The 21,778-nt window shown below is 44.8% G+C and carries 19 protein-coding genes; 15 read left to right on the top strand and 4 right to left on the bottom strand.

What is annotated here, in order from left to right:
• Nucleotides 1-88 precede the first annotated feature (88 nt).
• The 8 genes from ACFP56_RS09280 (at nucleotide 89) to ACFP56_RS09245 (ending at nucleotide 7,583) form a co-directional block, all read left to right on the top strand.
• Nucleotides 89-850 (top strand): MgtC/SapB family protein, encoded by a 762-nt coding sequence (locus ACFP56_RS09280; RefSeq protein WP_379233636.1) that lies wholly within the window; start codon nucleotides 89-91, stop codon nucleotides 848-850.
• A gap of 156 nt (nucleotides 851-1,006) precedes the next feature.
• Complete coding sequence (locus tag ACFP56_RS09275) at nucleotides 1,007-2,059, top strand: ABC transporter ATP-binding protein (RefSeq protein ID WP_379233634.1); 1,053 nt, start codon at nucleotides 1,007-1,009, stop codon at nucleotides 2,057-2,059.
• On the top strand, nucleotides 2,052-2,930 hold the full coding sequence (locus ACFP56_RS09270) for a carbohydrate ABC transporter permease (RefSeq protein ID WP_379233632.1): 879 nt from the start codon (nucleotides 2,052-2,054) through the stop codon (nucleotides 2,928-2,930). Before ACFP56_RS09275 ends, ACFP56_RS09270 begins: the two co-directional genes overlap by 8 nt.
• 10 nt (nucleotides 2,931-2,940) lie before the next feature.
• Nucleotides 2,941-3,771, top strand: coding sequence for a carbohydrate ABC transporter permease (locus ACFP56_RS09265; protein WP_379233630.1), 831 nt, complete (start codon nucleotides 2,941-2,943; stop codon nucleotides 3,769-3,771).
• A gap of 43 nt (nucleotides 3,772-3,814) precedes the next feature.
• On the top strand, nucleotides 3,815-5,131 hold the full coding sequence (locus ACFP56_RS09260) for an ABC transporter substrate-binding protein (protein WP_379233628.1): 1,317 nt from the start codon (nucleotides 3,815-3,817) through the stop codon (nucleotides 5,129-5,131).
• A 21-nt stretch (nucleotides 5,132-5,152) separates the two neighbouring features.
• A complete protein-coding gene (locus ACFP56_RS09255) occupies nucleotides 5,153-5,905 on the top strand; it encodes a glycerophosphodiester phosphodiesterase family protein (protein ID WP_379233626.1) in 753 nt (250 codons plus the stop codon).
• A gap of 308 nt (nucleotides 5,906-6,213) precedes the next feature.
• Nucleotides 6,214-6,825, top strand: coding sequence for a hypothetical protein (locus ACFP56_RS09250; protein ID WP_379233624.1), 612 nt, complete (start codon nucleotides 6,214-6,216; stop codon nucleotides 6,823-6,825).
• Complete coding sequence (locus tag ACFP56_RS09245; protein WP_379233622.1) at nucleotides 6,822-7,583, top strand: hypothetical protein; 762 nt, start codon at nucleotides 6,822-6,824, stop codon at nucleotides 7,581-7,583. The genes ACFP56_RS09250 and ACFP56_RS09245 overlap by 4 nt, the downstream gene beginning before the upstream one ends.
• A gap of 122 nt (nucleotides 7,584-7,705) precedes the next feature.
• On the opposite strand, the gene acnA is transcribed toward ACFP56_RS09245, so the two are convergent.
• The gene (gene acnA / locus ACFP56_RS09240) at nucleotides 7,706-10,417 is read right to left on the bottom strand and encodes an aconitate hydratase AcnA (protein ID WP_379233620.1); all 2,712 of its coding nucleotides are present in this window, start codon (nucleotides 10,415-10,417) and stop codon (nucleotides 7,706-7,708) included.
• Between the two features lie 240 nt (nucleotides 10,418-10,657).
• Between acnA and ACFP56_RS09235 the strand changes: the two genes are divergently transcribed.
• The 7 genes from ACFP56_RS09235 (at nucleotide 10,658) to ACFP56_RS09205 (ending at nucleotide 17,617) form a co-directional block, all read left to right on the top strand.
• The gene (locus ACFP56_RS09235; RefSeq protein WP_379233618.1) at nucleotides 10,658-11,899 is read left to right on the top strand and encodes an amidase domain-containing protein; all 1,242 of its coding nucleotides are present in this window, start codon (nucleotides 10,658-10,660) and stop codon (nucleotides 11,897-11,899) included.
• A 93-nt stretch (nucleotides 11,900-11,992) separates the two neighbouring features.
• Nucleotides 11,993-13,099 carry a D-alanine--D-alanine ligase gene (locus ACFP56_RS09230; RefSeq protein ID WP_379233616.1) on the top strand — a complete coding sequence of 369 codons (1,107 nt, stop codon included), beginning with the start codon at nucleotides 11,993-11,995 and terminating at the stop codon, nucleotides 13,097-13,099.
• Nucleotides 13,100-13,298: 199 nt separating this feature from the next.
• A complete protein-coding gene (locus tag ACFP56_RS09225; protein ID WP_379233614.1) occupies nucleotides 13,299-13,613 on the top strand; it encodes a hypothetical protein in 315 nt (104 codons plus the stop codon).
• On the top strand, nucleotides 13,614-14,624 hold the full coding sequence (gene uvsE, locus ACFP56_RS09220) for a UV DNA damage repair endonuclease UvsE (RefSeq protein WP_379233612.1): 1,011 nt from the start codon (nucleotides 13,614-13,616) through the stop codon (nucleotides 14,622-14,624).
• 200 nt (nucleotides 14,625-14,824) lie between these two features.
• Entirely contained in the window at nucleotides 14,825-15,667 is an 843-nt protein-coding gene (locus ACFP56_RS09215) for an inositol monophosphatase family protein (protein ID WP_379233610.1), read from the top strand.
• A gap of 63 nt (nucleotides 15,668-15,730) precedes the next feature.
• The gene (locus ACFP56_RS09210) at nucleotides 15,731-17,011 is read left to right on the top strand and encodes a methyl-accepting chemotaxis protein (RefSeq protein ID WP_379233608.1); all 1,281 of its coding nucleotides are present in this window, start codon (nucleotides 15,731-15,733) and stop codon (nucleotides 17,009-17,011) included.
• Nucleotides 17,012-17,116: 105 nt separating this feature from the next.
• On the top strand, nucleotides 17,117-17,617 hold the full coding sequence (locus tag ACFP56_RS09205) for a methylated-DNA--[protein]-cysteine S-methyltransferase (RefSeq protein WP_379233606.1): 501 nt from the start codon (nucleotides 17,117-17,119) through the stop codon (nucleotides 17,615-17,617).
• 262 nt (nucleotides 17,618-17,879) lie between these two features.
• Here ACFP56_RS09205 and ACFP56_RS09200 read toward each other — a convergent pair whose 3' ends face one another.
• From ACFP56_RS09200 to ACFP56_RS09190, 3 genes are all read right to left on the bottom strand, one after another.
• Nucleotides 17,880-19,160 carry a class II aldolase/adducin family protein gene (locus ACFP56_RS09200; RefSeq protein ID WP_379233604.1) on the bottom strand — a complete coding sequence of 427 codons (1,281 nt, stop codon included), beginning with the start codon at nucleotides 19,158-19,160 and terminating at the stop codon, nucleotides 17,880-17,882.
• A gap of 119 nt (nucleotides 19,161-19,279) precedes the next feature.
• Nucleotides 19,280-20,590, bottom strand: a complete 1,311-nt coding sequence (locus ACFP56_RS09195) for a glutamate-1-semialdehyde 2,1-aminomutase (RefSeq protein ID WP_379233602.1) — start codon at nucleotides 20,588-20,590, stop codon at nucleotides 19,280-19,282.
• Between the two features lie 125 nt (nucleotides 20,591-20,715).
• Nucleotides 20,716-21,762: an LCP family protein gene (locus ACFP56_RS09190; protein WP_379233600.1), complete on the bottom strand. Its 1,047-nt coding sequence runs from the start codon at nucleotides 21,760-21,762 to the stop codon at nucleotides 20,716-20,718.
• Between the last annotated feature and the right edge of the window lie 16 nt (nucleotides 21,763-21,778).

Below are 21,778 nucleotides of genomic sequence, written 5' to 3'. Positions count from 1 at the left end.
TTCTACACTATTTTAATGCAAATGCAATACAGATCGTGCAGGACATAATGACATGGGCCTATTAACAGATAAGGGCTAGGAATAGAACATGACAAATCTCAACGTATGGTCGATAAGCGATATGGACTTGGTAATTCGGCTTATCCTATCGGTTATACTCGGTGGATTGGTCGGAATTGAACGAGAAATCAGCAATCATTCCGCAGGCTTTCGCACCCATATATTAGTGTGCTTAGGCTCAACAACGATCATGCTGCTTTCCATCTATGGGTTTTCTGATTTTGTAGATGAATTCAATGTTCGTATGGATCCCGCCCGATTAGCTGCACAAGTCATTAGCGGAATAGGCTTTCTTGGTGCAGGAGCGATCATGCGAAACGGCAATATCATTAAAGGCTTGACTACGGCTGCCTCACTGTGGGTAGTAGCCGCAATCGGGCTTTGCATTGGGGCTGGTTTTTATAAAGCTGCGGTCATCAGCACCGTACTTGTTATCACAACATTGTTTATTTTGAACAAATGTGAAAAATTGCTTATGAAAAAACGCCGTACCAAGCAAATTGAATTGCTGGTTAAGGAACATACGAAAGCCATTACGCAGGTGTTAAACGTACTTGATGCTCATCAAGCAAAAGTATTAAATATTGCTGTTGCCTCTCAAGAGCAGGATGCAGCTGAAGCAATCGACAACGTCTATGTCAAGCTTTGCATTACTTGCAAGCTGCCGAAACGATCCACTTGGCTTGCCATTGTGGAGCAGCTAAGAGAGGAACAATCCGTCATTTCCATTAAGTGCTCAGGTGAAGAGTATAAGCTTTTTGGTGGTCAGCAATCGCCTGTCAGCTTTTAATTGTAATTTAGTAAACGGAATGAAAGCGCTTAAACATAAAGAGGCTGCTTAACGGGGCTTGGAGAGAAGAGTAATTCAATGAAGAATAAAAACGTCATAAAAAGGGGCTGGTAAAGAGAAACTGTAAAACTAGAATTTACTGAAGGAAGTGAGCATATGGCATCTATTGAACTGAAGAATATTACGAAAACCTTCGATAAGCACGATGTAATTAAAGATCTGAATTTGAATATTGAAGATGGCTCCTTTACCGTATTAGTCGGACCATCCGGCTGCGGTAAAACAACACTGCTGCGCATGATTGCTGGACTTGATCCGCAAACATCCGGTCAAGTGCTTGTCGGAGGCAGAGATGTATCGAAAACCCCTCCAGGGCAACGAGGGATTGCGATGGTTTTTCAAAACTATGCGATATACCCGACAATGTCCGTTCGTGAAAATATTGAATTTGGATTAAAAAACAATAAAGTGCCAAAGGAAGAACGTAAGGAATTAATTGAGAGCATAACCGAAACGGTTGGGCTTAAGGATTATTTAGATCGTAAGCCGTCTACATTGTCTGGCGGTCAGAGACAGCGTGTGGCACTTGCACGAGCAATGGTTAAGAAGCCTTCGGTTTTCCTTATGGATGAACCGCTGTCCAATTTGGATGCTAAGCTTCGTGTTCAAATGCGAATCGAGCTGATTGAGCTTCACAAAAAACTTGGTACGACGTTTGTCTATGTTACCCATGACCAGGTTGAAGCGATGTCGATGGCGGATAAGATTGTGCTGATGAATCGCGGTGTCATTCAGCAGGAAGCTTCTCCAGATGAGATGTATCATATACCAGCCAATCAATTTACCGCACAGTTTATTGGTGTTCCACCTATGAACATTACGCACATGCAGCATAAGCATCTTACGTTTGGCTTCCGTCCTGAAAGTGCAACGATAGGGCGAGAGCCACAACCAGGCTTGCTGCAAACAATGGGTGAGATATTGACTAGAGAAATGCTGGGCTCCGAGACCATTTATCAAGTGAAAACGCCAATTGATACGTTCATGATTAAAAGTCTTGATGACCAATATAAGGTCAATGAGCAAATTTATCTGAGCTTGCCTGAGGAGAAAATTCACTTTTTTGATGATCAGGAAAAACGCATTCACCAATCTACACCCCTTTATTTAGATAAAATTCAGACATTGAGAGGGCAGTATTATGGATAAAAAGCGAATATCTGAAGTCATTCGTCCTTATCTATTGATTTTGCCTGCGATGATTGGTATTGGCGTGTTTGTTATTTATCCGATTTTTTATTTAGCATATTTAAGTCTGCATAAGTACAACCTGATGAATCCATCCAAAAGTAAATTTATTGGGTTAGATAATTATATGGAGCTGTTTTCGAGAGAAGATTTTTATAAGGTGCTTGGCAATACCGCCGTCTATACCTTTTCAACGGTAGCCATTACGCTTGTGCTGTCTATTGCGATAGCGGTTTGGGTAAGTAAAAACTCGAGGTTCAATCAATTCATACAGGCAGGGATATTCACGCCGCACATCGTCTCGATCGTCTCGATCGCTCTCGTATGGATGTGGATGATGGAACCGAGTCTTGGCTTCTTGAACTACGTGTTGAAAACATTAGGTTTGCCTACATCGCAGTGGCTGCAAAGCTCAAGCACAGCGATGGCGTCGATCATATTTGTTTCGGTATGGCAAAGTGTCGGGTATTATGTGCTGATTATTGTAGCTGCCCTGCAAGGTGTATCTCCGAGCATTTATGAAGCCGCTTCCCTTGACAATGCAAGCAAGTGGAAAACCTTTTACAAAATTACGCTTCCTATGATTTCGCCACAGTTGTTCTTTATTTTGATCATTATGACAATCGGTTCCTTTAAAGTGTTTGATACCGTTCGAATGATGACGCTGGGCGGACCGAATAACTCAACGAATACGCTTGTGTATTATATCTATCAACATCGGACGACCAATATCGGTTATGCCTCGGCGACGGGGATGGTGTTGATGATCATCATAAGCATTTTAACCATTATTTATTTCCGAATGCTTGCTAATCGAGTTCATTATCAATAAGGAGGAAGCTATGACAAGATCACTTCACATTGCTAAACAAGCAAGCGGATATGTACTGAAATCATTGCTGGCGGCGATCTTCATATTTCCTTTCTTATGGATGATCTCAACTTCTTTGCAAACCTTAAAGGAGACTCTTACGTTTCCACCAACAATGATTCCTGCTATCCCTCAGTTTATCAATTACGCAACAGCTTGGCAGTCAGGACCGTTTTTAACGTATTTCAGCAACTCAGCTATTATTACAATATCAATTATTGTCATACAAATGCTTGTGCTGATTCCTGCCGCTTATGCCTTTGCAAAGTATAAATTTAAAGGGAAAACGATTCTATTTGGTTTAGTTCTTTTAGCTTTTATGATCCCAGGTCAGGTAACGTTTATACCGGTATATCTGATGATGTCCGATTGGGGAATTGGCAGAACATTGCTGCCGCAGATCATTCCTTTTATGACGAATGCATTCGGTATATTTTTGCTTCGCCAATATTTGATGCAGGTTCCGGAGGAGCTAATCGAAGCTGCTCGTCTCGATAATGCCAGCGAGCTGAAAATACTATGGAAAATTATGATTCCGATGTCAAAGCCAGCACTAGCGACGATTGCGTTATTCAGCTTCGTTTCTCACTGGAACGATTATTTTTGGCCGCTTGTTATGACAGATTCAGCATCGGTTCGACCGCTGACGGTCGGGATTTCTATGCTGCGCGAAACCGAGGGCATCAGTAACTGGCATGTCATAATGGCCGGAAATGTAATCCTTGTTATTCCAATTTTAATTGTTTACATTTTTTGCTCTAAGCAAATCGTTAAAGCATTTGTATACTCAGGTATAAAGTAGTCATGTTTCTTACCATAACAACAAACAAATGGAGGGTCAAAATATGAAAAAGGTATCCTTGTTTCTTGTTCTAACACTAATGATTAGTATGCTTGCAGCTTGCGGAGGTAACAGCAATAATGGAGCAAATGGTAATACAGGCACAACACCAGTAGGCAATAACGGCAATGCTGGTTCTGGAGAGAAAGTGAAGATTGACTTCTGGCATTCCATGGGCGGGTCTAACGGAGAAGCTATCGCTGCAATGGTGAAGCGTTTTAATGATGCGAATCCATCAATCGAAGTTGTTGAAACATTCCAAGGCTCTTATCCTGAAACCGTAACGAAGCTCCAGCAGGCAGCTGCATCAAATCAAGCGCCGGAAGTTGCAATGATCGAGCGCGGCTTTGTCGAGCTATTTTCTGACGCAGAGGTGCTGGCTGATCTTGGTCCAGTTATCGAAGGGGCAGGCCTATCACAAGCAGATTTTGTACAGGGCTTAATGGGTGACACAGAGCAAAACGGCACATTAATCTCATTGCCGTTCAATCGTTCTACACCAATTATGCATGTTAACAAAACCATTCTAGATGAGCTAGGAATGGATATCCCGACAAATTGGGATGAACTCGAAGCTGTTGCGAAAGCTGCAATTGTAAAGAACGGTTCTGAAACAACTCGCTATGGCTTGACTATGCCTTACGATACGTGGTATCCAATCGCGATGGTTCAACAGCTGGGCGGAACGGTTTTCGATGAAAGCAATACGACAACTCCATTTATTACTGATGGTAAAGGAAAGCAAGTATTTGAATTTTTGAAAAAGCTGCAAAACGACGGTGCTTTGTTCTACCCACCAGCTGCTGACTCGGGATCAATCGTAAACTCTATGTTTACAGAAGGCAAGGTAGCGATTCTATTCCAATCAACAGGGACAATCGGTGGTTTGTTAAAAGGAGTAGACTTTGATTATGTTACAGCTTTCTTACCGCAAAACGTACAATACTCTAACCCAACTGGCGGCGGTAATATCGTGATGTTCGAGGAATCAAAAAATAAACAAGCGGGCGAAGTATTTATGCAATGGCTGCTGACAGATGCAGCAGGTGCTGAACAATTTGTCATTGACACGGGCTACTTGCCATTCACGCATAAGATGGTTGAATCTGATGCGATCAAGGAGCTTTGGTCACAGGAGCCAATTCGTGAAACAGCATACAAGCAGCTGGAATTTGCAAATGATACAAACAAGGATCTAGCTTGGCCTTCGATTCAGCCAGAGTTTTTCTCTGCCATAGAAGCGATCATGTATGACAATGAAGATATTGATGCTACGCTAGCAAAGTTTCAGCAAAACGCAGAGCGACTGCTTGCGGAATAATAACAGAAAGGAAGGCTTGTGATGATAGAGCAGATTCAAGATACTACGCAAATCATAGTTTCTGGTCATCGTGGCTATAAATCGGCATATCCTGAAAATACACTGTTGGCCTTCCATGAAGCGTTAAAGCTGGGTTGTCCAATGCTCGAGCTTGATCTTCGCATGACGAAGGATCGTCATATTGTTGTTATTCATGATGAAACGGTTGATCGAACGACGAATGGCACGGGAGAGGTTAAATCCTATACACTCGAGCAAATCCAAGCGCTCGATGCAGGTGGCTGGAAGAATCCAATGTTTAGCGGCTTGAAGATTCCGACCTTCGACCAGTTTTGCGATCTAATGCTGCAGCATCCAGATGTATTGCTCAATGTTGAGATCAAGCCTAGTCCTGAAGCAATTGAGATTGCTGATCTGGCTGTAGCGAAGCTGAAGCAAATTGGCCTGTATGAAAATTGTGTATTTACCTCTTTTGATGCTCATGTTGTTGCACATTTGTATGATGAATACGGTGCTAAAACGCAAGGCTTTAAAGGCGAGAAGATGTTTAACTTTGTAGAAGGCGAGCAAGGCACCTACTCTAAAATGTGGGCGCTGGCGATGGATATGAAGCTTCTGAATGAAGCCGATGTACAGCATTACAAACAGATGGGCTTGCAGGTTTGGTGCTATGCTCCAGATGATGAGGAGTCAGTGGATTACGCGCTATCCTGCGGTGTTTATGTGATGACTTGCAACAATCCAATTCCTGGATTATCGCGCAAAAGAAAATAACCCCCCTTGGTTTTAAATAAAAGCAATGTAAATTCAAGAATTGACGCTTGTTTCGGGTACAGTTTTCTGCTCCTGAAACAAGCGTTATTTGTTTACTGGTGTAAATATTCAAGAACCAAGGAAAATGTGGTATTATGTGTTAATATATGTAAGTGCATTTATGATATTGTTGTGCATCGGAAAGGGGGAGGAATGGGATAGACGTTTCTACCATTGATATGGTTTCGATTGTAACAAAGTTGCTGGCCTATATAACTATTGGCTACATCGCCTATCGAGTGTATAGAAAGCAAGAGGTTAGACCTAAGGTGTGGAAGCTTGTCATCGTGATACTTGTAGCGCTTTTTTCATTTTCTTTTGACTGGATTCAGAATGGGATGAAGCTTAGGTTTGCAATTTTGCCGTTAGGCGTGTGGTTGTTGTACTGGGTATGTAAAGGGAGGGAAGGTCGCTGGCAAAGGTATCGTAAATTCGCATGGCTTGGCTTTTGGTCCAACTACATGATACTGGCAGCGACATTACTGGCAATGCCGCTTCATAGCGTGATCTATCCGAAGGATAATCCTGCAACATATGTATCTAATGTACGACATGCAAAGGTTATTGCGATTCACCCATCTGCAAGCTCTGAAGTTTCCCTAGATGTAGACAGCTTAAAACAGCAGCTTTCATCAATGGAGTCTTCACCGATTCTAAGTGATCAATGGTACCTCAATATCATTACGTCTGTACAGGCTGGAATGGAGGTCCAGGAGAAGTTTCCTTATATGCTCACAGGCGTACAGCCGAAATGGGGCAGCGGCTTATCCTCCGTTATGTATGTAGAGGACGATGGCAAGGGACTGCTGATTACATTGCACGACCAGCAGCTATATTATCGTGTGGAAAACTCATTGCTTGAGGAGGCGATCATGCAATGAGCAACGGCAAAAAGAAGCTGCTTTTTGGTATAGCAGGGTTAGTTTTGATTGGCATACTTGTTGCATTATATATGCTATTTCTGTCTAGCCCGAAACCTTTTCCTGATCGAGAGAAACTGGTAGATGAGATTAATCGTGTATATCGAGACGGGGCCGCGCAGGATATTCAAGATGTCATTTATTTAGATCACAAGAACGTCTACGTTCCGTTTGTTTCAGCTAGTGATGAGTATAGTATGAGTGTTTGGGAATGGAAGTATAACAAGTGGAAACTGATTTACGTGACTACGGAAGGGATGCCCATACTGTGGCTTCTTGATCGTAACGACCCTTCTGCTCATCGTATCCTATGGAATCTTCATCCTGATGATGGAGTGGATGCATTGCAATTATATTTAATTAACAACAGAGGGTATCAAATCAGCCATAGGTCCAACCAGGTTTATGATAGCATTTATACGCCGAAGGTGCAGGTTGATCACCGTATTTCATTGCAGCAAAGCTCATATGGCGCAATGGCGCTTCCTGATGAATGGATCACGATAAATAAGGAGCTGGAGCAGCTTAAGAAAGTCAATCAATCCTATATGTTGCCAATGCAGTCAGTGACCAGCAATATTCGAGTTAATACGTATGATAAGGATAATCATGTGGTTTTTCCCGAACGATCTGTTAATGGCAGATCATATAGTAATGGCAGACTTCATTACCAGTTCATCATGTTTATTAATGAAAGCGATATAGAGATGATGCAGTAGTCGTAGCGCCATGCATGATTGTACTAGACCCAAACATACAAAAGGGGTGTCCAGCAAATCAGTGAGAACACTGACTGCTGGACACCCCTTTATTACATGCGCCAATTAATAGGCGCTGTTGCTTACATATTAGCAATCATTTGACGAAGTACAGTTTGCAGAATACCGCCGTTATGGTAGTAATCTACATCTACAAGTGAATCTAGACGCACGATTGCGTTGAATTGGAAGCTTGTTCCGTCTTCACGAGTAGCCGTTACGGATACCTCTTGACCTGGTTGTACATCATTGGATAGACCAGTGATGTCGAATGTCTCACGACCAGTAATGCCTAGAGACTTCCAGCTGTCGCCTGCTTTGAATTGAAGCGGAAGCACGCCCATACCAACCAGGTTGGAGCGATGAATACGCTCGAAGCTTTCAGCGATAACAGCTTTTACGCCAAGTAGGAACGTACCTTTTGCAGCCCAGTCACGGGATGAACCAGTACCATACTCTTTACCAGCGATTACGACTAGGTTTTTGCCTTCTTCTTGATACTTCATGGAAGCATCGTAGATGGACATCACTTCGTTTTCTGGCAGATACGTAGTAACCCCACCCTCAGTACCAGGAGCAACAGCGTTGCGGATACGGATATTGGCAAACGTACCGCGCATCATTACTTCATGGTTACCACGGCGAGAGCCGTAGGAGTTGAAGTCTTTGCGCTCAACGCCATTTTCAATCAAGTATTTACCTGCAGGGCTGGACACCGTAATGTTACCAGCAGGCGAGATATGGTCTGTTGTTACAGAATCGCCCATCAATGCAAGAACATTCGCTGCCTTGATATCGGCAATGTCAGCAAGGCCTTCTCCAAGGTTAGAGAAGAATGGAGGATTTTGAATGTAAGTGGATTTCTCATCCCACTCATAGCTTTCGCCTTCTGGAACATCAATTGCATTCCAACGCTCATTTTGCGTAAATACATTCGCATATTTTTGGTTGAACATTTCTGGGTTAAGAGAAGCTGCAACAGCTTCTTTAATCTCAGCATTTGTTGGCCAAATGTCTTTTAGATAAACTGCTTCACCGTTTGTATCGTAGCCGATTGGCTCGTTTGCAAGGTCAATGTTCACAGTACCTGCAAGCGCATAAGCGACAACAAGCGGAGGAGAAGCCAGGTAGTTTGCTTTAACTTGCGCATGGACGCGACCTTCGAAGTTACGGTTACCAGAGATAACAGCCGCAACCGTCATATCGTTGTCAGCGATTGCTTGGCTAACTTCCTCAGGAAGCGGACCAGAGTTACCGATACATGTTGCACAGCCATAACCAGCAACGTGGAAGCCTAGCGCTTCAAGCGGCTCGATCAGGTTTGCTTTTTTCAAGTATTCAGTAACAACAAGTGAACCTGGTGTAAGCGAGCTTTTTACGTAAGCAGGCTTTACAAGACCGCGCTCAACCGCTTTTTTCGCAACAAGACCTGCGCCAAGCATAACGCTAGGATTGGACGTGTTCGTACAGCTTGTAATCGCGGCGATTACGACAGCACCTGTTTTAAGCTCAGTTTGAGCACCATTTGGATGCTTAACTGGAACGCTTTGTTCGATTTTTTCTTCAGACAAGCCGTAGCCGCCTTTGTCGACTGGCTTGCGAATGATATCGTTGAATTCCTTCTTCATGTTTGTAAGCTCTACGCGGTCCTGTGGACGCTTAGGACCTGCAAGAGAAGGAACGATTGTAGATAGATCAAGCTCAATTACATCTGAAAATACAGGATCTGGCGTATCGTCTGTACGGAACATATCCTGTGCTTTGTAATAAGCTTCAACTAGCTCAATTTGCTCTTCTGGACGGCCAGTTGAACGAAGGAAAGATAGCGTTTCGCTGTCAACCGGGAAGAAACCAATTGTCGCACCATACTCAGGCGCCATGTTGGCAACTGTTGCACGGTCAGCTAGTGAGATATTGGATAGACCTGGTCCGAAAAATTCTACGAACTTGCCGACAACGCCTTTTTTACGAAGCATTTCCGTAACAGTTAGCGCAAGGTCAGTAGCTGTAGCACCTTCAGCAAGGCTGCCAGTCAGCTTAAAGCCGATTACTTCAGGCATTACGAAGTATAGAGGTTGTCCAAGCATACCTGCTTCCGCCTCGATACCACCTACGCCCCAGCCCACTACGCCAAGACCGTTGATCATTGTCGTATGAGAATCTGTACCAACTAGAGAATCCGGATATACAACCGTTTCGCCATCAATTGTTTTTGTAGCTGCAACGGATGCAAGATACTCAAGGTTTACTTGGTGAACGATACCTGTTCCTGGAGGAACGGCACGGAAGTTGTCAAATGCAGTTTGTGCCCAGCGAAGGAAGCGATAGCGCTCTTCGTTACGCTCAAACTCAACTTTTGTATTATACTCAAGCGCTTCTGGTGTACCGAAGGCATCAACCATAACAGAGTGGTCGATAACAAGGTCAACAGGAACAAGAGGATTGATTTTTTTAGGATCTCCACCAGCTTTTTTAACAGTGTCACGCATTGCTGCCAAGTCAACAACAACCGGAACCCCTGTAAAGTCTTGAAGGACGATGCGAGCAGGGATGAAAGGAATTTCTTTATCCTCGCGTCCATTAGCCCAGTTTGCAAGCTGTTTAACATGCTCAGGTGTAATTGCTCTGCCGTCGAATTGACGAACGGCTGCTTCAAGCAACACTTTGATGGAGAATGGTAGCTTGGAAATGTCTTTAAAACCTTGTTGTTCAAGTCCACCTAGGTGGTAGTACGCGAACTTCTTGCCACCGGCTTCTAGTGTGGAGCGAACGGAATATTCGTTTTGTGTAGCCATCATGAGTCTCCTTTGTAACGTATTTACAGTTTCACTAGATGAAACCGTATTTCAAAATAACTTATATCTCTAGTATAGCGGTAAATGAGTGCGGTCGTAAAGTAAAATTGTAAGCTTTCTCATAAATATTGCTTCCAGTTAAACGATAGCAAAGCCACATGATTAGTCAAGGCCATGCATATAATGAAGCAGTTATGCTACTACGAAAGTAACGAACCGAAAATTGTGAGGAGGGGAAGCATGAGTAGGTCGACAGCAAATATGAAACGAAGAAGAAAAAAGACGCGAAGCAAGCAGCAGGCAGTCATTCATGCGGCACATCGCTCAGCGATGATTACGGGGCAGAACAAAACAGTCCAAGCGACCACCTTTGTTCCTAGTATGGAACAGCAGCCAACGCGTTCCGCAATTAAAGCTTCATTGCCGCCGTTAACAAGCTCACCGGCAAAGCGTGAGAAGATCAACGACTGGAAGCCAGTGTTTCAGCAATACATTACACGCTGCAATCAGGCAGAAACCGAGCAGCATAGTCATCGCGTTAGTGAGTTTACCCTTGATCAATTGCACAATCAACGATTAAATGAGCGCCTAGCTCGCTCAAGAGAGCGTGACCTATATCGCGGTGCGCACGTCGCAGGCAGCGAAACGAAAGCAGAGATACTTAGTGTAAATGAGCTGGAGCAGGAAGTTGTACTGAATGCCAAGCTGTATATTAAACGCAAAATTGCACAGGATGATCAGTACTATTTTGAAGAGCGGATTGATCAGGAGCGCATATGGCTGGCGAAGGAAGAGAATGGATGGAAAATCACGAGAGTAGAGCCGAATACACCAGAGCGCAAGCCGCGTTATGCATCAACAACTGTAGATTGGGGCTCATTTAGTGAGGTGGAGGAAGAGGATGAGCCAATCATCTCCAAGCCGTATCTCAATCCAGATCTCATTTCTCATTTCCGCAACACAAGCAATATGACTCGATATCGTCGCGAGCAAGCAGTTGCTTACGCGGATGCGTGGTGGAATAAGCCAAATTCGCAATATGAGGAGTTCGAAGCAAACTGCACGAATTATGTTTCCCAATGTCTCTTTGCAGGTGAAGCACCGATGCTCTATACTAATAGAAGAGATAGTGGATGGTGGTACAAGGGAAGACAACAAAAAGGCAAGGAATGGTGGAGCTACAGCTGGGCGGTGTCTCGTTCACTGACTGCATTTTTATCGAGAGCGCGAAGCAAAGGGCTTCGTGCGGTAGAGGTGGAGCGTGCTGATCAGTTGGAGCTTGGTGATGTGATCGTATACGACTGGAATGGCAATAATACCTTCCAGCATTCAACGATTGTTACTGCGTTTGACAGCAAGGGACAGCCGCTTGTCAATGCCAACACCGTAGCAAGCAGACATCGCTACTGGGACTACCAGGATTCCTATGCATGGACCCCAAGTACACGTTATCGCTTCTTTCATATTCATGACTATTTGTAATCATCGTGTAAGAAGACCTCGTCCATCTAACTCATTCAATCATCTTAAAGTTGTACATTATGTGTACAAAATGAAAGCAGCGGAGGATCTGGAATGGGAAGCAAAATTAAGGTAGGCCTTGTATATGGAGGCAAGTCAGGTGAGCATGAAGTATCGTTGTCCACTGCATTTGCTGTTACAAAGGAATTTGATTATAACAAATATGAGATAAAGCCTTTTTATATTACAAAACAGGGACAATGGCTGTCTGGGCCAGCAATGAATCAACCTCCTCAAGCCGCTGAGCAGCTGCGTATTGCAGCTGGCGAAGGAGAAGGAACGACACACGCAGCACTTTTTTCTATTTTTTCTGCAATAGACGGAATCAAGCATGAGGAGCAGGTCGATGTCGTGCTGCCATTGCTTCATGGTACATTTGGCGAGGATGGAACAATCCAAGGCTTATTCGAAATGGCCAATATTCCATATGTTGGGGCAGGAGTGCTGGCATCTTCTGTTGGTATGGATAAAGTGTTTATGAAAAAAGCGTTTGCGGACGCAGGCTTGCCGCAATGCGTTTTCCGTTACTTTACGAAGCCGCAATGGGCGAAACAGCAGGAATATTATTTGATGGAATGTGAAATTGCTCTGGGCTATCCGTGTTTTGTAAAGCCTGCTAATCTCGGCTCCAGCGTTGGCGTTTCGAAGGCAAGCAATCGCGAAGAGCTGATTCAAGCAGTTGAATATGCATTCCGTTTTGATCGCAAGGTCATTATTGAAGAATTCGTAGATGGACGCGAAATTGAGGTTGCAGTGCTTGGCAATGATGAGCCGAAAGCCTCTATTGCTGGCGAGATTATCTCTTCGAATGATTTCTACGATTATAAAGCAAAATACATTGACGGCAAATCTCAGATGGCAATTCCAGCTCAGCTGACAGATGCGCAGATGGAGCAGGTTCGTGAGATGGCGGTAACGGCTTTTCAAGCCATTGATGGAACAGGCCTATCACGCATTGACTTCTTCCTGGAGCGCACAACAGGAAGCTGGTTTATTAATGAAGCGAACACATTACCTGGTTTTACGCCGTTCAGCATGTATCCGCTGCTTTGGCGCGAAACAGGCGTAAGCTACAAGGCGCTGCTTGATGAGCTGATCGAGCTTGCATTTGCAAGACATGCAGAGAAGCAATTGATTGATTATACCGGAGATCTGCAATAATTAATTTGAATCCGATTCATCATATGAAAAAGCATCTTATACCGTACTGAAGCTCTATGATCATATTGGAGCCTTACGCGATATAAGATGCTTTTCTATTTAGGATGGTTTCGTCTGGCAAGTGGCGTCAAGATTCGGTATACTGGACAAGATTGATCATAACCTACCTATAAATGTACATAGATTGCGAGGGATATTGATGGGATTTCAAACTGAATTCAACTCGGTATGCAAATTCAAGTCAGAACAGGAATTGTATGAATTGTTGGAGTATGGAAAGGGCAAGATGGTAAAGAAAGGCTTCCGTGTATATCCAACTGGTCAGAAAGTAATTGCCTACACACCATCTAATGAAGCGATTGCGATTGTCCGTATATCTGCTTCGATAGCTGAAATCAATTTTCAAGGTGAGGAAATTACTCAGGTTGAAATGGAGCTTGTTCGCAAACTAACAGAGGAAGAGGCGCGTGTTCAAACAGCACTTGCCCATGAGATGTTTTTCGGAGAACAGTAAATGACGACAATCAGATTTGGTTTCGTGGCGATGAGCCTTGAGCTAAAAGAGGCCTCGCCTTCTAAAACGATGACGTATGCAAGCTTTTCCAAGCTGGCTGATCGGGAGGCGGCAATCAACCGATTGATGCAAATAGCCGAGACGAATCTGCACAATACGCTTCGCCTGTTAAAGCATTGCGTAGCGAATGATATTATGGTTTATCGCTTTTCATCAAAGCTAATTCCGCTTGCAACACACGCGGCGCTCGCGGGGTGGAATCCTTATGCGACACTGCAAGACTCATTTCGGACAATCGGGAAGTTTGTGAAGGAAAAGGGGATGCGAGTATCTTTCCATCCTGACCATTTTTGTGTGTTCAGCACCCCTCGTGAAGAAGTGCTGCTCAACTCGATTCGAGATATGGAATATCATGTTTCAATGCTCGAGGCGATGGGACTGGATGAACGCAGCAAGTGCAATATTCATATGGGCGGTGCCTATGGTGACAAGGAAACTGCAGGTGCAAGGTTTGTTGAACAGTTCAATCAACTGCCGTCAAGATTGAAGCATCGCGTCACGTTGGAGAATGACGACAAAACCTTCAATGTTGCCCAGACGCTTGCTGCTGCGGAAGCTGTTGGTGTGCCGATGGTGCTCGATATCCATCATCATGCGGTCAATCCTGGAACCATTACTGAGACTGAGCTGATTCATGACTATTGGCCACGTATCGTTGCGACTTGGGCGAAGGAGTGCGAAAGATTGGACATTTCGCCAAATGATCTCCCCGTAAAAATTCATGCCTCGAGTCCCAAAAGCTTGAGCGACCCTCGCGGTCATGCTGATCATGTAGAGCTTGGACCGCTGCTTGCCTTTCTTCAGCAGGCTAAGCAATATGCCCCAGCAATCGATTGTATGCTGGAGGCGAAAGCAAAGGATATCGCTCTTTTTCAGTTAATGGATGAGCTTAGAGCCTGCAAGGAGCAGGAGCCATTGATGGTACTGAACAACGGAGCGATTGAGCTATAAGCTGATCCGAGGGCCTAGAGCCCTCGCAGCTGTAACAAAATGTAAACGTTTTACTACATGCATGCTGATTTTTGTTTCATCTGAGAAACAATATTTGATGGATAGTTGGTTTTATACTAATATGGTTATAAACAATGAAACAAGTAGTAGTTTCAGCCGTACATACATAGTAAAAGCTATTGGAAGAAAGGGTGATAGAATTGAAAGAGGAAAAATTGCCCTCCGTTGTAGGCAGCAAAAGCTTTACGGCTGTCGCAATTAATTGTGCTGCAAAAGCAGGAGAATGGGTGAAAACAAAGCTAGGTACTACATTGCAGCTAAATCAAAAGGTTTCTGCGTCTGATCTCGTAACTGAAATTGATAAAGGCTCTGAACGATTAATTCGTAATCTAATTAGTACGCATTTTCCCCAGCATTCGTTTCTAGGCGAGGAAGGGGTTGAGCCAGGTGCTGATGCATCGACTCAGGCGATCGCAAGCGCCAAGGATGCGGAGTATTTATGGATTGTTGATCCAATAGACGGTACGACGAATTTTGTGCATGGTTTTCCATTCTTTTGTGTATCGATAGCACTCGCCTATAAAGGAGAGGTTATCGTCGGAGTTATCTATGATCCTAGCTCGGATGAGCTGTTTGTAGCGGAGAAAGGAAAAGGGGCTTACGTGCACGGGAAGCGACTTGAGATATCCAAGGAAATGAAGCTTCAGGAAAGCTTGATCGCAACCGGTTTCCCGCCTGACCAAAGCTATGCGCTGCCTCTGAATCTACGAGCAATAGCTCGTTTAGCGCCGCAAGTTCGCAACATCAGATCAGGCGGTTCTGCTGCCTTGCATATGGCATATGTTGCAGCTGGTCGTTTGACAGGCTTTTTCGAGTATAATTTGAATAGCTGGGACTTGGCAGCAGGTTCGCTGATTATACAGGAAGCAGGTGGCAAAGTTACAGATATCGAAGGACATTCATACCATTTGGAAGTCCGTGATGTGGTCGCATCGAATGGTCATATTCATCAAGAATTGCTTCAAGAATTAGGGCGTGTCTGAAAACCCATTTATATATAGAAATAATAGAAACTAAAATCTAAGTCGGGCTAAAGGAGCAATTCTATGAACATTCGAAAAAGTATCGTCAAAAAAATGGTACTTGGCATTACAGTAGCATCCGCAATCACGTATGCGACAAGTGCATTTTTTCTACTTGTAGTCGGAAAATTAGAATGGTTTTCGACCATACCATCATGGTTGTTTGTAGTAGGAACATTAGCAATAGGTATTTTTTGGACGGGATTATTCGGTTATATAGCAGCACGCTGGATGCTAAAGCCATTGATTGCCGTAACAAATACGGTTACGGAAGCGGCTACGGGGAATTTGAATGTTGCTTCAGTAGAAGTTCGAACACGTGATGAAATGTACCAGCTTGCAGAGGCTGTCAATAAGATGCTGATTCAATTCCGTACCATTGTTAACAGTATCAAATCAAACTCGGCGCTAACGGATCGTCATGTGCAGGAGCTTCAGGAAGCAGTGAATCAAACGGCTGTTCAGCTGGAGGGTTTAACTGTTCAGTCCGAACAAATTACTTCTGGTACTACGATGCAAGCGAGCTCTACTAATCTGTTGAATACATCGGCAGACGAGCTGTATCATTCTGCACTGCACATGCAAGAGGAAGCAAGCGTGGCGAAGCAGCGAACGGATCATATGAATCAGGCGGCTACACAAAGCGAAGAGGTGTTTCGCTCCCTTGTTGAAGGAATGCGTCAGCTGGAGCAGTTGAATAAGGGCTCGTTGGAAACAATCCAGCAGTTAAGTCAACTTGCAGAAGAAATCGGCAACATCTCAAGCGTTGTTGGCGGTATTGCAGAGCAAACGCATTTGCTTGCCTTAAATGCTGCGATAGAGGCAGCGCGTGCAGGTGAGGAAGGCCGAGGCTTTGTAGTTGTTGCACAAGAGGTGAAGTCGCTAGCGGACAGCAGTGGTCAAGCCGTTGATGAAATTCGTCATCTGATTGAACAGGTACAAAATGGGGTAGTTGCAGCCGTTCAATCGATTAATGAACAATACAAGCTGTCGAGTCAGGAAGCTGAAAATGGTGAGCGTTTCGCTAAAGCCTTCTATGAAGTGAAGGAGGAAGCGACTACGGTAGCTGAAACAGTCGAGAAAATGGCAGGCCTGCTTTCCATTCAAGCAAAGCAAGTGGAGGAATCCCGCGAGCAGACGAGCAAGGTTGCCCAGGTTGCTGAAAATATTCGTGAAGGTGCAAAAGCGGTTCACGATACGTCACAGCAGCAAGCCGCTATTATGGAGGAAATTGCCGCATCAACCGATGAGCTTCGAGCGAAATCGAGTGAATTGCTGGAAAAGGCATCATACTTTAGAACATAACTGCAATTATTATAAGACAAGATTCAGAGCCTGCTGTTGGCAATGCTACAAACATGACAGCAGGTTTTTTTATTTAATACGAATCAGATGAGGAGGACTTATCAGATGAATGTATATTGGAGTGCTTGGCGTGACGGAGAGCTGTGCTATACGCTGGCTGCCACCGAGAAAGGACTTTGCTATATCGATATTGACCACAATTATGAGGAGCTTCAAGCATGGCATAGCAAATATGCCAAAGAATCAGAGCTGATAGAAAATCCTTCGTATATGTCAGGCTATATTGAGCAGTTCAAGCAATATTGGGACAAGCAGCGTACAGTTTTCGATCTCCCGCTTGACATGCGTGGGACTGATTTCCAGAAACGAGTATGGCAAGCGCTGGTTGAGATTCCTTTCGGTAAGACGGTCAGCTATCGGGATATTGCAGAGACAATCGGCAACCGCAAGGCGGTAAGGGCAGTAGGCGGAGCAATTGGGAAAAATCCTGTGTTGATTGTTGTTCCTTGTCATCGTGTTATTGGTTCCAGTGGCAAGCTAACAGGCTTTAGTGCAGGATTGGATCTCAAGGAGAAGCTGCTGGATCATGAGCAGATCAATTATTAATGCTGTTAAGTAAAAGGAGTCGTCTGAGAAGTTAGCTACAGCTAAGGAGCCGCTACGGATTAAATATCACTCGCGTTTAAAGCCTGATCCTTCTCTAATTCATGAGGTAGAATCAGGCTTCAAAGGCGAGCCACTGGCGTTTTCCAGAATCTCTTTACTCCTTCGCTCACTGCGAGCTTCAAGCTAACCACCGTACATGATGCATACTTTTCAGACGACTCCTTTGCTTGTATAACAGAAGGGACTCAATAGTCCACGATCGTTATTTAAGCTTAAAGGCAACATCGATTTCATCGATGCGCGCAGGCTCCATATGAATAATGCTGCCGAGTGCTTTCGCTGATATTACCGCCATAGCGCTGTATTCAGCAACCTCAAGGCGGTCGAATGTGCTTAGCAGGCTTGTTCCTGTTACGATGGCACAGCAATTTTGTCCAATGACGATAGGCGTCTGCGGAGTAAGCAGCTTGGCAACATCCAATTCCTTCGTGTAAAGATCATCATGCGGCACCTTCGGGATATCTCGCAGCAATATATAGCTTTCTGGAATAATGCGCGAATCAAAATCCTCATTCGTAATCGCGAACGCCATAATATTCGGCGGGTGCGCCAATATAATGGATCGAATATGCGGCTGCGAGCTGTAAATCGCCTGCTGCAGCTTAATTGAACGGCTTGGCACTTTTCCAGCTTCGCGCTGCCCATCCTTAATGCGAACAAGATCCTCTGGCTGTAAATACTTACGGTCCATATTGTAAGGAGTCGTAATAATCGAATCGTCAGACAAGCGCTGTGAGAAGGTTCCTTGCGTGCTCGTAAAGAGCTGCTGTTCATAGGAGCGGTGAATCAGCTTGCACATTTCTCTGCGAGCCTCTCGCTCCTCACTGCTAATTGTTGCAGGTACAAATTCAGTCAGTTCTGGCTCCAGCGCTACAATATCTACATTGGAGTTCAGTTCTGTCGGTGTACCGATTCGACGTGCATTGATTTCCAAACGTGCACAATATTCGAGCGTTTCGAAGCGCTGGAAAGCTTGAAACAACGTTTTTCCGCCGACAACGACACCGTGATTTTCGAGCATTACCGTATTAATGCCGCTCGCAAAAACATTTGCAATATGGTGTCCCAGCTCCATGCTTCCAGGCAAGCCGTATGGCGCCATACCAACCGTTCCGCATATTCGATAGTCATGAGGCAGAAGCTCAACATTAGGGATCTGACGAACGACGCTGAAGGCAACAAGAGCAGGTGGATGCGCATGAACGACTGCTTTCAGATCAGGACGTTGTTCATAGATCAGCTTGTGAAACGGATATTCGCTTGACGGGCGATGCTTGCCGACGATGCTTCCATCGGCTTTCACGCAGACGATATCCTGTCTAGTTAGCTCGCCTTTATCGACACTAGCAGGTGTAATCCACATATCGCCGTTCTCATCAACGATTGAGAGATTGCCGCCTGAAGTTGTCGTCATGCCATAGCTGTATATCCGTTCCATCATCATCACGATTTGATCAGAAGGATGTAAGTATTGAATATTCATAAAAAGCAGCTCCTGTATAGTATTGTATGCGATAAAAGGTTAGTCAGGCTTATGATGTGCATCGCTAAAAGCTAAATGAAGCAGTACAGTAGACTGCAAACGTGCCTGGTTTCCGATTATTATAAGGCAGCCATTACGTGGGCTGCAGCTTCAATCGTACGATCAATGTCCTCTTCCGTATGGGCGATGGTCAAGAACCATGCCTCATATTTGGAAGGGGCAAGATTGATGCCTTGCGCCAGCATGCCTTTGAAAAAGCGTCCAAACAATTCGCCATCTGTGTCCAGGGCTTGATCATAGTTCGTCACCTCATGCGAGCAAAAATGAGTGGATAGCGAGCCGCGAATTTGGTTAACGGTAAGCGCAATGCCGTTTTGGCTAGCAGCATCGAGCAGGCCTTGCTTCAGCTTTGTTGCAAGACGTTCCATTTCCTCATAGATGCCAGGTGTTTGCAGCACTTCAAGGCATGCAATGCCTGCCGAGATGGAAGCGGGATTGCCTGCCATTGTGCCGGCCTGATAAGCAGGGCCTAATGGTGCAACCTTCTCCATTATTTCCTTGCGGCCGCCGTATGCGCCAATTGGCAAACCGCCGCCGATAATTTTGCCAAGCGCAGTCAAGTCGGGCTCAATCGCCTGATGATCCGGAAACGCTGCATACGTCTGGGTAGAGCCGTAGTGGAAGCGGAAGGCGCTAATGACTTCATCGTAAATGACTAGCGAGCCAGCGCCTCTTGCAAGCGAGCATACGGCCTCCAGGTAACCCGGATGAGGCATAACCATACCGAAGTTGCCGACAATCGGCTCAATCATTACAGCAGCAGTTTCGTCACCCCAGCGCTCAAGTGCTTCCTTCAATGCAGGGATGTCGTTGTAAGGAACGGTTATGACTTCATGGGCAATGCTTGTAGGAATCCCTGCACTGTCCGGGATGCCTAGCGTAGAAGGGCCAGATCCAGCAGCAACGAGCACTAGATCGGAGTGTCCATGATAACATCCGGCAAATTTGATAATTTTATTTCTGCCTGTATAGGCGCGTGCTACGCGAATTGTCGTCATAACTGCCTCGGTGCCGGAGTTGACAAAGCGAACCTTATCCATAGAAGGAATCGCTTCCTTCAGCATTTTAGCAAGCTTGATTTCAAGTGCTGTTGGCGTGCCGAACAGGGTACCGTTAACAGCCGCCTTCGTAATTGCCTCTGTAATATGCGGGTGGGCATGTCCCGTAATAATCGGGCCGTATGCTGCCAGGTAATCGATATAACGGTTGCCATCCACATCATATAAATAGGCGCCCTCGGCACGCTCCATAAATACTGGAGCTCCGCCGCCGACTGCCTTGAAGGAACGTGAAGGGGAATTAACCCCGCCTACAATATGCTGCAACGCCTCTTCATATAGTTGTTCTGATCGTTTTCTTTCGTTTAACATAGTACAATCTCCTTTACAGGTCATGTAGGTCCAATGACAATGAAAAGCAGGAGCGAATGAACGCTCCTGCTTTTCATTGTAAGAGCATTAATGCTCTTTAGTTTATCATATTCTGTGTGCCAATGTTACTGAGCAGTGGTGTTGCTTGCTGCATTTTCGTTCAAGCTTGTTGGATCCGCTTCAGAATCAACAGTAGGGTCTGGCTTAGGCGCAAGCACCTCTTGGACATAATTCTGAATATCCTCTACGCTGCTGTAACTAAGGACGGAAGCCCCGCCTATTGTCGTTTCTCGCAAATGCTCAAAAGGAGGAATCTGCGCGCTATCGCCAATTTTAAGGCCTAAGCCGAGTTGTCCGAGCTTCAGCATATCCATAACGCTTATATTCGTATCAATGTAAGGCGATACGCTTTCGATAATTTCTCTCATGCGAATAATATTCCATGTCGATTGCATTTCCTTTGCAACCGTCATTAGGAAATTACGCTGACGCTCAGTACGCGTATAGTCGCTTAATGCGTCATGACGGAAGCGTACATATTGTAGCGCCTTGTCGCCATCCAACAGCTGATAGCCAGCTTTCAGATCAATATCATAACGATTCTTGTCAGCATTGTCGGTATATTTCATATCTTTCTCTACGGTAAAGTGAACCCCGCCAATTGCATCGACAAGCGCCTTGAATCCTTCAAAATCGGTATAGAGATAGTATTGAATTTCTAGTCCCAGCAAATCACCAATGGTTTGCATCGCAAGCGGTGCACCGCCAAGTGTAATAGCTGTATTGATTCTGCCTCTTCCATAGCCTTCTATCTCCGTGTACGTATCACGCAATATACTGAAGAGATGTGCTTCCTTCGTAACAGGATCTATTGAGGCTACGATCATCGAGTCAGAACGTGCCATCTCATTTGGATCTGCTTCACGGGCATCGCCACCAAGCAACAATATATTAACACGCTCAGAGCCTTCCCATTTTGGAACTTCAACTTCAATTTCCGGCGTTTCCGGATTGATCAAGGAGTCTTTATTGTCTTTCTGTAAGCCATCTAATGAATTGAATACACCTGAACCCCAATAAACAACTGCACCAACGATAAGAGCGACAACAACTAATATTGCGATAAATAACCATTTGAATTTTTTGTTCTGTTTTTTCGACCGAGTACGCATCGCGTGGTTGGTCCCC

The sequence above is a fragment of the Paenibacillus septentrionalis genome (genome assembly GCF_042659865.1).
Taxonomy (GTDB): domain Bacteria; phylum Bacillota; class Bacilli; order Paenibacillales; family Paenibacillaceae; genus Pristimantibacillus; species Pristimantibacillus septentrionalis.
Note: the sequence above shows the minus strand (reverse complement) of the source record. Positions and strands in the feature narration are given on the sequence as shown.

Excerpts from the sequence above, each read along its gene's own strand:
- ACFP56_RS09210 (WP_379233608.1), top strand. The coding sequence starts at position 15,731 with ATGAACATTCGAAAAAGTATCGTCAAAAAAATGGTACTTGGCATTACA.
- ACFP56_RS09280 (WP_379233636.1), top strand. The coding sequence starts at position 89 with ATGACAAATCTCAACGTATGGTCGATAAGCGATATGGACTTGGTAATT.
- ACFP56_RS09235 (WP_379233618.1), top strand. The coding sequence starts at position 10,658 with ATGAGTAGGTCGACAGCAAATATGAAACGAAGAAGAAAAAAGACGCGA.
- ACFP56_RS09260 (WP_379233628.1), top strand. The coding sequence starts at position 3,815 with ATGAAAAAGGTATCCTTGTTTCTTGTTCTAACACTAATGATTAGTATG.
- ACFP56_RS09270 (WP_379233632.1), top strand. The coding sequence starts at position 2,052 with ATGGATAAAAAGCGAATATCTGAAGTCATTCGTCCTTATCTATTGATT.
- ACFP56_RS09265 (WP_379233630.1), top strand. The coding sequence starts at position 2,941 with ATGACAAGATCACTTCACATTGCTAAACAAGCAAGCGGATATGTACTG.
- ACFP56_RS09190 (WP_379233600.1), bottom strand. The coding sequence starts at position 21,762 with ATGCGTACTCGGTCGAAAAAACAGAACAAAAAATTCAAATGGTTATTT.
- ACFP56_RS09230 (WP_379233616.1), top strand. The coding sequence starts at position 11,993 with ATGGGAAGCAAAATTAAGGTAGGCCTTGTATATGGAGGCAAGTCAGGT.
- ACFP56_RS09275 (WP_379233634.1), top strand. The coding sequence starts at position 1,007 with ATGGCATCTATTGAACTGAAGAATATTACGAAAACCTTCGATAAGCAC.
- ACFP56_RS09205 (WP_379233606.1), top strand. The coding sequence starts at position 17,117 with ATGAATGTATATTGGAGTGCTTGGCGTGACGGAGAGCTGTGCTATACG.
- uvsE (WP_379233612.1), top strand. The coding sequence starts at position 13,614 with ATGACGACAATCAGATTTGGTTTCGTGGCGATGAGCCTTGAGCTAAAA.
- ACFP56_RS09245 (WP_379233622.1), top strand. The coding sequence starts at position 6,822 with ATGAGCAACGGCAAAAAGAAGCTGCTTTTTGGTATAGCAGGGTTAGTT.
- ACFP56_RS09225 (WP_379233614.1), top strand. The coding sequence starts at position 13,299 with ATGGGATTTCAAACTGAATTCAACTCGGTATGCAAATTCAAGTCAGAA.
- ACFP56_RS09255 (WP_379233626.1), top strand. The coding sequence starts at position 5,153 with ATGATAGAGCAGATTCAAGATACTACGCAAATCATAGTTTCTGGTCAT.
- acnA (WP_379233620.1), bottom strand. The coding sequence starts at position 10,417 with ATGGCTACACAAAACGAATATTCCGTTCGCTCCACACTAGAAGCCGGT.
- ACFP56_RS09195 (WP_379233602.1), bottom strand. The coding sequence starts at position 20,590 with ATGTTAAACGAAAGAAAACGATCAGAACAACTATATGAAGAGGCGTTG.
- ACFP56_RS09200 (WP_379233604.1), bottom strand. The coding sequence starts at position 19,160 with ATGAATATTCAATACTTACATCCTTCTGATCAAATCGTGATGATGATG.